Below are 11,945 nucleotides of genomic sequence, written 5' to 3'. Positions count from 1 at the left end.
TGGTAACTTTTGAATAAGGAGTGCGAGGAAAAATGAATAAACGCGTGTACTTACTTACCATCGTTTCGTTTGTAGTTGGTATGGTTGAACTAATTATTGGAGGCATTCTTGATCTTGTAGCAGATGATCTAAAGATTAGTCTAGGAAAAACAGGGCTGTTAATTAGTGTTTTCTCCATTGTGTTTGCGGTGATGGGTCCAGTCCTATTATCGATGACCGCAAAAATAGAACGAAAAAAACTGACGCTCTTATCGCTTGTTATTTTTCTTGTAGGTAATTTCATCGCTGTACTAAGTACAACATTTTCGGTGTTAATGGCAGCAAGGATCATTTCTGCAGCAAGCGGGTCTCTTTTAGTTGTTTTGTGCGTTACGATGGCATCAAACATCGTCAAACAGGAATATCGCGCACGAGCAATCGGTGTTGTTTTTATGGGAATCAGTGCATCACTCGTTTTAGGTGTCCCGATTGGCTTATTGCTAGGAAATGCTTTTGGATGGAAGGCACCGTTTATTCTGATTATTGGTCTTACAGTATTAGCAATGGCTGGGGTTGCTTTGTTTATGGAAAAAATCCAGCCAAAACCAGCCATTTCAATTCGTAAGCAAATCAGAACACTCAAGGATAAGCGTATTTTAACTGCTCAATTAACATCTTTTCTGTTTCTAACCGGTCATTTAACACTTTATGGCTACCTCACCCCGTTTTTAAAAACAACGCTTGGATTATCGGGAAATTGGGTAAGTATTGTTTATCTAATCTTTGGAGTAGCAGCTGTTGCTGGAGGAGGATTAGGCGGAGTTGCTTCCGATCGCTTTGGTACAAGGCCAACCATACTAATATCAATTATAGTTTTTGCAGTGGCGATGTTTGTCATCCCTTATACCACGTTCTCTTTCCCACTTTTTCTTATTATTATGGTGATTTGGAGTATGCTAAGCTGGGGGATCACACCGGCTCAACAAAGCTATTTAATCGAATTGGCACCTGAATCATCTGATATTCAACAAAGTTTAAATAATTCGTCTCTTCATCTTGGTATTGCCCTCGGCTCTTCTGTTGGTGCCTATGCTATTGAACAATACACAGTGGGAATGAACGCAACAGTTGGAGGAATGTTTATACTACTAGCACTAGCGTCAGCAGTATTTTCTATGACAAGAGATCGTCGGACCGTGTCATCCTTGTTGAAAAAGCAAGCTGGTTAGTTGCGATAGTAAAAAGGGTTTGAAATAATGGGCATAGATTGTTCGAAAGGAGCGTTTTATGATGAATGTACTCGTTATTGGAGCAAACGGCCAGGTTGGCCAAAACATTGTTAATCTTCTTCATAGCAACAAGGACCATTCCTTGAAAGCAATGGTTCGAAAACAAGAGCAGGCAGATGAATTAGCTAATAGGGGAATTGAATCTGTAGTGACAAGTCTTGAAGACTCGGTTGAAGTTATTTCTGAAGCTATGAAAGGGAGTGACGCGGTAATTTTCGCCGCAGGTTCAGGTGGGAGTACGGGATCCGATAAAACGCTATTAGTGGATTTAGATGGAGCTGTAAAAACGATAGAAGCTGCTGAAAAGATAGGTGTTAAACGGTATGTTATGATTAGTGCCCTTCAGGCGCACAATCGAGAAAATTGGCATGAGTCACTCCTGCCGTACTATGCAGCCAAACATTACGCAGACAAATTGTTGGAAATGAGTAAATTAGACTATACAATTGTTCGTCCAGGTGGACTTTTAAATGAACCCGGAAGATGGAAGGTATCAATTGCTGAAAACCTCGGTAGCGGGTCAATCTCGCGTGAAGATGTAGCTCAAGTGGTGGTTTCTTCACTAACAAAAGAGAATACGATTCGTCGCTCGTTTGACCTCATTTCAGGAGATGATGAGATTAGTAAAGCGATTGATTCTTTATAAAATAAGAACGGATTCTCCTATGTGGGGATCCGTTTCCTTACTTTTCTTGTTAGAATAATATGAAATAATATTGAGTTTATAGGAAGAGATCTTTACAATATGTATTGAGTACATAAATCTTTTCATTCAAAAGGAGTCGAACAATGGAAAAAGTATTGATTTTTGGACATAAAAATCCTGACACAGATACGATCACTTCTGCACTTGTTTATGCAGACTTAAAAAGTAAACTAGGTATGGATGTAGAGCCTGTCCGTCTTGGTGCAGTTAATGGTGAAACACAGTATGCATTAGATCAATTCAATGTTGAAGCTCCTCGTATGGTTCAAACAGTTTCTAACGAAGCGAGTACGGTTATTCTTGTTGACCATAATGAACGTCAACAAAGTGCTGAAGACATCGAAAGAGTACGAATTTTAGAAGTAATTGATCATCACCGAATCGCCAACTTTGAGACAGCTGATCCTGTTTATTATCGTGCAGAACCGGTTGGTTGTACAGCGACAATCCTTAACAAGCTATATAAAGAAAACAACATTCAGATTGATAAAAATATAGCGGGTCTTATGCTTTCGGCGATTATCTCTGACTCTCTTCTTTTTAAATCACCAACATGTACGGAGGAGGATATCGCTGCAGCTCGTGAGCTGGCAGGAATTGCAGGCGTTGATGCAGAAACTTTCGGTCTTGAAATGCTTAAGGCTGGGGCAGATATGAGCAGCAAAACGCCAGCAGAACTCATTTCACTCGATGCAAAAGAATTTGGAATGGGACCTGCTAAGGTTGAAGTAGCTCAGGTAAACGTTGTTGATACTCTCGATGTACTTGCACGTCAGGACGTGGTGGAAGAAGAGATGAGAAGAACGATTGAAGCAAAAGAGCTCGATCTATTCCTTCTTGTAGTAACAGACATTTTGACAAACAACTCCACAGTTCTTGCATTAGGAAAGCAAGCTGGACAAGTAGAAAAGGCGTTTAACGTAACGTTAATCGAAAACCTGGCAGTACTTGAAGGTGTTGTTTCTCGTAAAAAACAAATTGTACCTGTTTTAACAGAAACGTTTACATCGTAATATACGCTCCAAGCGAGGACAGATTCTATCCGAATCTGTCCTTATTAATAAATAAATGTGTAAAAATTACCCATATAAGGAAAATGATAAAGAGTGAGATTACTTCAATAATTGCTTTTTAATAGGTTCATAATCAAGTAGTTTTCCTTCGTAAATGAGGGAGAGGCGTTCGCATTTTCGAAAATCGTCAGGCGTAACAAGGGCTGGAAGCTTATCCCAAAGTTCAATGCCTGATCGATGAAGAACTTCAGCTACGAACTGCGAACAGAAGTAAGAATTACTAAACTCAATAGGTTCATTCATTGAGACACCGAGAACACCAAGAATGTTGTAAAGAAACCGTTGTTTATTTTTAATGAAGATTGTTAGTAACCGCTTCATTTTAATCACATCACGTTCGGTGACATTTAATTCGTAAATCACACATGTTGTGTTTGGATATCGGCGGTATGTTCCTGTGAGGACATTTTCCTTTACAAACCCACCGGTTAAAGGGTTATTCGGTTTTTTTCTTCCAAAGCTATACATATCATGCAATTGATCATCGAATGCAAGAGAGGCATGATTATATGGAGCTTTGGTATATTTTTTGATCGATTTTGTAAAGAGAGTTCCTGTATCAGAAAGTAAAATGTATACTTTTTGAGTCATAATCGACTCCTTTTTGTTTTGACGTTTTCTTTCATTATACATAACATTTCAATCATGGTAAGGAGGTGCCTTTCTGGAAAGTACAGTATGGACACTGACCGTTATATTCTTTTCATTACTATCTGCACAGACAATTTTTATTATTGTGAAGAAAAAGCAACCTAATAAGGATTTTACGGGCCTTACAATAAAAGTGAAAACATGGTGGGGGATGTATGGAGTTTTTTGTTTGGCCACATTATTTAACCCAATTGTTTCTCTATTTTCGCTAATGGTTCTAAGTTTCTTTGCGCTGAAAGAATACTTCTCCATGATGAGAACAAGAAAAGCTGATCGAAGAATTTTTTTATGGTCATATGTGGCGGTGCCTATCCAATTTTACTGGATATTCATTGATTGGTATGGTATGTTCATCGTTTTTATTCCCGTATACGTTTTCTTATTACTTCCACTGCCTCGTATAGTTGGGAAGGGTACACTCGGATTTCTGAGATCAGTAAGTTCGACGCAATGGGGCTTAATGCTGATGGTTTTTGGTTTAAGTCATCTAGCTTATTTTCAGATTGCTTCCCCTGTATATGGAGCAAATCTCGTTTTGTTCCTGGTTCTTTTAACTCAAGTAAATGATGTGGTTCATTATGTGGTATCGCTATATGCAGGAAAGAGAAAAGTTGTACCTTCTTCAAATCCTTACATCACGTTAGAAGGTTTTTTCTGTTCGTTACTAGCAACGACTGCGTTTGCTTATACACTATTTCCATATTTAACACCATTTGATTCATTGTTCGGCGTTTTCTCAGGGATTTTAATTAGCGTTGCTGGTTTTCTTGGAAGTTTAACCATCTCAGTTTTAAAACGCGACCTGCTACTAGGAGATAGCAAAAAGCCGAGAGCTTTAGAAGAGAGTTATTTGAGTAGGGTAGACAGCCTTGCCTATACTTCGCCTGTTTTCTTTCATGTGATTCGTTACTTTTTCGATTTTATGTAACTGGTACTCGTGCAATTGTAGCCTTAGAGCTAATGTACATAATAGTAAAAAAGACAGCGGAACGACCGCTGTCTTTCACATAATTATTCACCAAGTAAAGATAGTCCACCATCCACAATAATGGTTTGGCCACGAATCATACTTGCTTCTGGAGTTGTTAAGAAGTAAGTAGTATTGGCCATGTCTGTTGGTTCGACAAGGCGTCCTGCTGGATTTCTTTTCTTCGCAGAATCTAGTAATTCTTCTCGATTCGGGAAGTGTTTCAGTGCGTCTGTATCAACAGCTCCGCCTGATACAGCATTTACGACAATCCCTTTTGGTGATAGCTCAACCGCTAAATATCGTGTGATTGCTTCCACGGATGCCTTTGATACACCAACGGCCACATAGTTTGGAAGTGCTCGAATGGATCCTAGACTTGAAAGGGCTACAATCGCTCCTCCCCCATTTTTCTCCATTATTTTAGCTGCTTCTTGTGCAGCAAATAAATAAGCCTTTGCATTGATGTTTTGTGTCCAGTCCCAATGGCTTTCTTCAATCTCCATAAGCGGTCTTAATACACCTGATGCGGCATTATTAACGAAAACATCTAGTCGGCCAAATGTTTCTTCTGTTTCATGAAAGAGAGCAGTAATTTGCTTCACCTCACCAACATTTGCTTTAACAATATGTACAGTAATGCCGTATTCTTGTTCTAATTCTTGTTTCGTTTGTTCAGCATCTTTTTTCTTTCTCATAAAGTTAAGTACAAGGTTGTATCCTTCAGAAGCAAATTTTCGAGCAATTGCTTTACCAATGCCACGTGTGCCTCCTGTTATAAGTGCTACCTTATTAGCCATCTTACGTCACCTCTTTTTTATCTAATCATTCCTATCATACAGGAACATGCATCAAGTGAAAAGTTTCGTAAATGAAAAAGCAGGTAGATTGATCACGAAATAGCACTCTAAAAAAGCTTTAAAGATTATGGACACGGACAGTTATGTTATAATTCGAATTAGATAAAGAATTACGAGTAAGTGGGAGGAGAGCGGAGATGAAGTTAAAAGTGTTAAAACCAGTTTTTGCTGAAACTGCCAGTCAACTTGTGAATACTGCAAGCCGTTTTGAGGAAACGATCTTATTGAAAAAAGAACATTGGGTAGTCGATGCCAAAAGTCTTCTAGGTGTCCTAGCGCTTTCTTTACAACCTGATCAGACGCTCGAATTGGATGTTAAAGGTGGTCATTCATCAGCCGTTAAGGATGCATTCCTTTCACTAGGGTTATTTGAAGAAGCGTGAGCCTTCCATTGGAAGGCTTTTTTAAAGGGGACAGTCTAATCGTTTTTTTTATTTATTAAACGGTTTCATGCGGTTCTAAGAAATTTTTTCGAAAAAACACATCTAAAGTAGACTGAGTAACGTTAGCTATACATAAGCTTTTCTGCCTCTTCAGGCTAGCGTCAGTTTCAATGAAAAGGAGAATGATATGAGAGAACTTAACGATGCCGAGCTGTATGATAAGGTTCAGGCAAAGGATAAAAAAGCTCTCTCGTCTCTTTACGATCGATATGAAAAACTTTTATATTCTTTCTCATACCGAATTGTAAAAGATGGAGGACTTGCTGAAGAAGTGATGCAAGAAGTATTTATTAAGCTATGGAAAGGAAAGGCTCAGTATAGTGAAGAGAAAGGAAAGTTTTCGTCATGGCTACTTACAATGACGAGACATACAGCTATTGATCTCTTACGTAAGCAGTCGAAAGAGCCGGACTTTGAATTAGACGAACGTGACGCATTGCATAGTGATGAAGCATCAGTGGAGGACCAGGTTGAGTGGAAAGAAAGAGGTCAGATACTTCGCACAGCCGTGTCAAAACTAAAAGGTGATCAAAAGAAAATAATTGAGATGTTTTATTTTAAAGGCATGACCCATAAAAAAATTTCGGAAGAGTTCGACCTCCCGCTGGGTACTGTGAAAGGCCGAATTCGGCTAGCGTTAAAACATTTAAAAACCAGTCTCGGTGAGAAAGGAGGGGTCTCAGATGAAAGCAAATTGTGAACAACTGCTCGATTATTTTAATGGAACCTTATCAAACGAAGAAAGAGAGCAGTTCGAAGCTCATCTCTTATCATGTGAAGAGTGCAGAGAGGAGTTAAAGGAGCTGGAAGAATTGACAGGTGACCTTCCTTATCTCTCCATCCCGGAAGAGCCGCCTGCCGGAATGAAAGAACGCGTTCTGGCAAGCGTTTTTGAAAGTGATATGGTTGAATCAAATGATACTGCAAATGAAAGTCTTTCGGTTGAACAAAAAAATAACGTAACCGATCTCCAAACAGAGAGAAAGCCAAAACAAAAAAAGTGGGCAGCCCCAGCTTTAGCAGCAGCTCTATTTCTTTCTCTAGCAGGAAATGTTTATACATTCGTAAATGAAGGTGAAGATGAGACTACACAGCCAGAAGAAATTTCCTCTTTGATCAAAGCGGTTCAGTTACAGCCTTCTGAAGCAGAAGCATCGGCAGGCTCTGCTGCTCTAATGAATGAAGATGGAAAAATGAATTTAGTGGTTGAGGTTAACGACGTGGCAGAAACAGAAGGTGATCAAGTGTACCAGGTTTGGTTGCTTGAAGATGACAAGCCTTATCGAGCTGGTTTCTTTACCCCAAATCAACAAGGTAAAGGCGAAGTTGCCTACCAGGTTGAATATGAGGGAGATCACAACTGGGATGCTGTAGCAATCACACTCGAGCCGGATAGTAAAAGTGAAACACCTAAAGGAAAAATAGTATTAAGTTCAGGATTATAATTTCCAAAAAGCAGAGGCGACCGCCTCTGCTTTTTTATCGAGAAAAATAGTGAAGGTGTTAATTGATATTAGTAAGAGATATGTGGAAACAAACAGTTGTTTGTAGTAAACACGAACGGGGTATATTATACTAAATTCTTATAAAAATTTGAAAATATTCTCGTTTATGCTTATGATTAAAAACATGTGGTTATTATTTTGAAATATTTTTTAGATCCACATAAATATTAATAGGAGTGGACAGGATGAACAAAGTTACAAAAGTTTTTTGGATTGGAATTGCAATTGCAATTGCTTTTGTCAGTTGGGGTGTGATCTCTCCAGGCAATCTAGACCAGGTTATGACGGTATCTCAAAATTTCTTTTTGGATCAGTTTGGATGGTTTTATCAGCTTGCTGCAACATTCTTTTTAGTATTTGCTATTTATTTAATTTTTAGCAGGTTCGGGCATATCAAGTTAGGAAAAGATACAGATAAGCCTGAATACAGTAGACTTACCTGGTTTGCCATGCTCTTTAGCGCCGGGATGGGAATAGGGCTATTGTTCTTTGGAGTATCAGAACCGATGTCCCACTTTTCTACCCCGCCATATGGTGAAGGAGGAACGGTTGAATCCGCACACCTGGCCCTTCGCTATACATATTTACATTGGGGATTCCATGCATGGGCCATTTACGCTACGATTGCTTTAGCATTAGCGTATTACAAATTTCGTAAGGGGGCGCCTGGATTAATGAGTGCAACTCTTTATCCACTTATAGGCGATAAAGTGAAAGGCCCGATCGGGATTACGGTTGATGTCGTAGCCGTTTTTGCAACAATATTTGGTGTAGCTGCTTCGTTAGGACTTGGTGCTCAGCAAATCAACGGTGGGTTGAGCTACTTAACTAATATCCCGAATAACTTTACAATACAATTGATTATTATCGCTATTATTACCGTTCTCTTTACAATTTCAGCTGGGACAGGTATTAAAAAAGGAATCAAATATTTAAGTAATGCCAATATGGCTCTTGCTGTCGTACTTCTTATTCTTTTCGTCATTCTAGGTCCAACTAAATTTGTATTAGATCTATTTGTTACCACGTTTGGTGAATATGTACAAAACATATTTGCAATGGGAATGAGATTAGCGCCGATGAACGCGGACAATGAATCATGGATTCAGAACTGGACGATCTTTTACTGGGCATGGTGGATTGCCTGGTCACCGTTTGTAGGAACGTTTATCGCCAGGGTTTCAAAAGGACGGACGATTAGAGAGTTTATGATCGCTGTTACGGTTGTACCTACGGTTGTTTGTGCATTTTGGTTTGGTATTTTCGGTGGCTCTGGCATATTCTTTGATTTTACACAGGGAACGGATATAGCAGGTCAAAGTCTTGAGACTGGTTTGTTTTATTTATATGAGCAACTTCCTTTGGGAAGCATTTTAACCGTAGTAACGTTATTGTTAATCTCTACCTTCTTTATCACATCAGCTGATTCCGCAACGTTTGTTTTAGGTATGCAAACGACGAATGGAAGCTTAAATCCTCCAAATTTCGTGAAATTCAGCTGGGGTTTCATCTTATCTGCCTCTGCAGTGGTTTTAATGGTGACAGGTGGCCTTGAGAGCATGCAAACGGCGATTATTGTCAGTGCCTTTCCACTAACCATCATACTTTTATTTACCTGTTGGGGAATGCTTAAATCCTTTAATGAAGAAGTTCCTAGAAAGCAGAAGACTACGGATAAGAAAGTAAAAGCGAAGAAAGATTTAAAAACAGTTTAACGAAAAACCTTTGAAGAATTTTCTTCAAAGGTTTTTCTATTGCAAAGTAGTAACAAAAACATAGCCTCCTTAATGATCAAAAAGGAGACATAACAAGTCGTCAAGGCGATAAGACCAACTAGCTAAAAGAAGAAAAAAGTAAAGATTCGATACACATAGTTGGCAGAACGAAAGTATTTTCGATATGATTAACTTATGCTGACTAAAAATAAAAAATCGATCATAAAAAGCTGGTGGGCTCGTTTAGCTGCTGCAGACCCCGGCAGGACAAGGTTACATCAAGCAGCGAGAATTACAATTAGTGTTTTTTCATCCGTTATGTTCATGCTATGGTTGACGGCACTACTCGAAATGTCGTTTACACCGGCTATTCTTGCAGGTGTCGTGAGTCTTTTGTCATTACTGCTTGTGAATGATGACACAGATAAAAAGAAAAAAATCACTGCGCTTTTGTTAGTTATTTCAAGTATGATCTGGCTAACTGTGCGAACTTATCTTAGTTCGATCCCCTTTATGACAGATGGATTGTTTTTGCTCGTTATCTTTTTTGCTTACTATTTACAGCATTATGGTTTTCGATATTTTGGTATCTTTATGATCGCCTTTTTATCGATTTATTTTTCAACCCTTTTAAATCTTCAGCCACTTGATTTGCCTGGATTTATTATCGGGATACTGGTAGGTGGCGGGTTTTCTTATCTGTATCATTTTATCCTTTTCAAAAACAAACCGAAAAGACAACTAAGTCGAAGTATGAACTCTTTCCACATCCAAACAAACCTTACGCTTGATCTTGTTCTTGATGCAATTGCAGATCCTACTCCAAATCGCTATAGGGCACTTCTATTAAAACGTGATGTCAAAAAGTTAAATGAATATGCTCAAGTCATATCCAGCCAATTAACAACTACAGATCCAGGAGAAGTATGGCCAGGTATAGACGCAGAGCAATTAAGAATGTACGTATTCGATGCTGAGATGTTAATTGAAACTCTTTATCCAGCAGTTAAAAGAATGAAAGAACTTCACGCGCTAGAGCATAATGAAGTTAGAAAGCTGCTTTATCAGCTGGTAGAATCGGTTCGAGATGCGGAAGTGTTGCGAAGTCATGACATTGTCGGAAATTTAAAGCAAACAGAGAACGTGATAGAAGAGCTTAAAAATCAGTTAATTGAACTGAGAGTTTCCGATCATCAAAATAAAGATTGGCTGTGGCTAATTAGAAGGATTGAATCAATTGCCAATCACCTAGTTGATAGTTCAATCGAACTCGGAGAAAGACGGATAGCAAACATTGAGGAGAAAGAGCGGCTAGAAGACGCTGAAGAAATAAAGAAAGAGAACGTAAACATAGAAGAAAAGGCGAAACAGCCGAGAGCTGCAACAATAAAAGCTTTACAGGCTATAGTAGCAGGAGCAGTGGCGATTTTTCTAGGATATTTTCTATCGCCCGCTCATCAATACTGGGTTCTTCTTTCTGCTTTTGTTGTTTTGTTAGGTACGGATACCGTAGGAATGACCCTCCAGAAAGCATTTCAAAGATCTCTTGGGACAATTTTTGGTGCCATTGCTGGTTTTGGACTGGCACATCTTCTTGCGGGTCAGGTTATTTTAGAGTTAATTGCGTTGTTTTGCTGCATCTTTATGGCATTTTATTTATTATCCATTTCCTATGCTATGATGATGTTTTGGATGACGATGCTGATCGCGATTATGTACGATTTTATATTGGGTGGTATTACTGAGCAGATATTAATGGCTCGAGTATTTGATACACTTGCAGGAGCCTTTATCGGGTTTCTTGCAGCTGCAATTATTTATCCGAAAAGCACTCGTGATAAGGTTGCAAATACCGCTGAAGATTTTTTAACTAAATTAAGTACGTACGTGACAGATTATCTTGAATCTTTTACAGATGGTAAGAAACACTATGATTTTACCAACCAAGCGTTTGGTATTGACGAACAGATGAGGAAAATAGCAGAAGATGCAAGGCCACTTCGTAACAGACCTGCTATTCTAGCTCGTTCAGGAATTGAGCGTTGGTTGACCGTTCTAACCGCGATTAATTATTTTGCTAAGCATTTACTTGCTTCTACAAATCGTAACAGTCGTTCGACTATTGTCAAAGGATCAGAAAAAACGCTTCAGCTAGTAAAGGAAGTAATAAAACACAATATTCTTACCTTACTGAAACTTCTAAAAGGTGAGACTGGATTAATCATGTACAATCTAAATAAAGAAAGGGAATATATTGAAGGTCTTTCAGAAAACATTCCCCAAGAAGATCAAGAAGTGAAGAAATTTGTGAATGACTTGTACTATATCTGGAGAATTAACCAGTCGCTTTTAATATTAGGGAAAGAGTTAGGTGTTTCCAAGAAAAGAGAAGCAGCAAGCTATGATTTCTACAAGAATACTCCGGAGCGTTAAGCCCTCCGGAGTATTCTTGCATGTGAAAAATCATAAAACGACCTTTTAAAGAAGCATTAAGTAAACAATCGCCAGGAGAGCAACAAAACTTCCACCTATTAGAGATGTTAAACGATATTTACCTTCCTTTTCACGTATATCCATAAATCGATCCAGCTGGATCAAGATTTGAATGAGAGCAAAGAAGGTGATAAGAACGATTAAGAAAGGTGGTGAAATGAGATGATAGAGAACAAGGAAAAAAGCTAAAGCTGTTAATAAAATCATTAGGATGAACGAAAGGAAGAGTTTATGAATCTCTTTTTTAGTATGCTTGTTCAATCG

The 11,945-nt window shown here is 38.7% G+C and carries 12 protein-coding genes; 9 read left to right on the top strand and 3 right to left on the bottom strand.

The window, feature by feature from the left end; translation table 11 throughout:
• Positions 1-32 precede the first annotated feature (32 nt).
• The 3 genes from ATG70_RS09590 (at position 33) to ATG70_RS09580 (ending at position 2,987) form a co-directional block, all read left to right on the top strand.
• On the top strand, positions 33-1,208 hold the full coding sequence (locus ATG70_RS09590; protein ID WP_098444089.1) for an MFS transporter: 1,176 nt from the start codon (positions 33-35) through the stop codon (positions 1,206-1,208).
• A 61-nt stretch (positions 1,209-1,269) separates the two neighbouring features.
• A complete protein-coding gene (locus tag ATG70_RS09585) occupies positions 1,270-1,914 on the top strand; it encodes an SDR family oxidoreductase (RefSeq protein WP_098444088.1) in 645 nt (214 codons plus the stop codon).
• Positions 1,915-2,057: 143 nt separating this feature from the next.
• Positions 2,058-2,987 carry a manganese-dependent inorganic pyrophosphatase gene (locus ATG70_RS09580; protein ID WP_098444087.1) on the top strand — a complete coding sequence of 310 codons (930 nt, stop codon included), beginning with the start codon at positions 2,058-2,060 and terminating at the stop codon, positions 2,985-2,987.
• Between the two features lie 99 nt (positions 2,988-3,086).
• On the opposite strand, the gene ATG70_RS09575 is transcribed toward ATG70_RS09580, so the two are convergent.
• Complete coding sequence (locus tag ATG70_RS09575) at positions 3,087-3,638, bottom strand: hypothetical protein (protein ID WP_098444086.1); 552 nt, start codon at positions 3,636-3,638, stop codon at positions 3,087-3,089.
• Positions 3,639-3,711: 73 nt separating this feature from the next.
• Between ATG70_RS09575 and ATG70_RS09570 the strand changes: the two genes are divergently transcribed.
• A complete protein-coding gene (locus ATG70_RS09570) occupies positions 3,712-4,626 on the top strand; it encodes a phosphatidate cytidylyltransferase (protein ID WP_098444085.1) in 915 nt (304 codons plus the stop codon).
• Between the two features lie 83 nt (positions 4,627-4,709).
• Here the strand turns inward: ATG70_RS09570 and fabL are convergent, their stop codons facing one another.
• Positions 4,710-5,465, bottom strand: a complete 756-nt coding sequence (gene fabL, locus ATG70_RS09565) for an enoyl-[acyl-carrier-protein] reductase FabL (RefSeq protein WP_098444084.1) — start codon at positions 5,463-5,465, stop codon at positions 4,710-4,712.
• 197 nt (positions 5,466-5,662) lie between these two features.
• Between fabL and ATG70_RS09560 the strand changes: the two genes are divergently transcribed.
• The 5 genes from ATG70_RS09560 to ATG70_RS09540 all read left to right on the top strand — a co-directional run bounded on the left by ATG70_RS09560 (position 5,663) and on the right by ATG70_RS09540 (position 11,621).
• Positions 5,663-5,908, top strand: coding sequence for an HPr family phosphocarrier protein (locus ATG70_RS09560; protein WP_098444083.1), 246 nt, complete (start codon positions 5,663-5,665; stop codon positions 5,906-5,908).
• Positions 5,909-6,095: 187 nt separating this feature from the next.
• A complete protein-coding gene (locus ATG70_RS09555) occupies positions 6,096-6,668 on the top strand; it encodes an RNA polymerase sigma factor (protein ID WP_098444082.1) in 573 nt (190 codons plus the stop codon).
• Positions 6,652-7,413 (top strand): anti-sigma factor, encoded by a 762-nt coding sequence (locus ATG70_RS09550; RefSeq protein WP_098444081.1) that lies wholly within the window; start codon positions 6,652-6,654, stop codon positions 7,411-7,413. The genes ATG70_RS09555 and ATG70_RS09550 overlap by 17 nt, the downstream gene beginning before the upstream one ends.
• Positions 7,414-7,658: 245 nt before the next feature.
• Complete coding sequence (locus ATG70_RS09545; RefSeq protein WP_098444080.1) at positions 7,659-9,188, top strand: glycine betaine uptake BCCT transporter; 1,530 nt, start codon at positions 7,659-7,661, stop codon at positions 9,186-9,188.
• A 195-nt stretch (positions 9,189-9,383) separates the two neighbouring features.
• Positions 9,384-11,621 carry an FUSC family protein gene (locus ATG70_RS09540; protein WP_098444079.1) on the top strand — a complete coding sequence of 746 codons (2,238 nt, stop codon included), beginning with the start codon at positions 9,384-9,386 and terminating at the stop codon, positions 11,619-11,621.
• A gap of 45 nt (positions 11,622-11,666) precedes the next feature.
• Here ATG70_RS09540 and ATG70_RS09535 read toward each other — a convergent pair whose 3' ends face one another.
• Positions 11,667-11,942, bottom strand: coding sequence for a cytochrome C oxidase subunit IV family protein (locus ATG70_RS09535; RefSeq protein WP_098444078.1), 276 nt, complete (start codon positions 11,940-11,942; stop codon positions 11,667-11,669).
• Positions 11,943-11,945 lie beyond the last annotated feature (3 nt).

The organism is Bacillus sp. es.036, from assembly GCF_002563635.1.
Classification (GTDB): Bacteria; Bacillota; Bacilli; order Bacillales; family Guptibacillaceae; genus Guptibacillus.
This window is presented reverse-complemented; position numbering and strand designations above follow the sequence as displayed.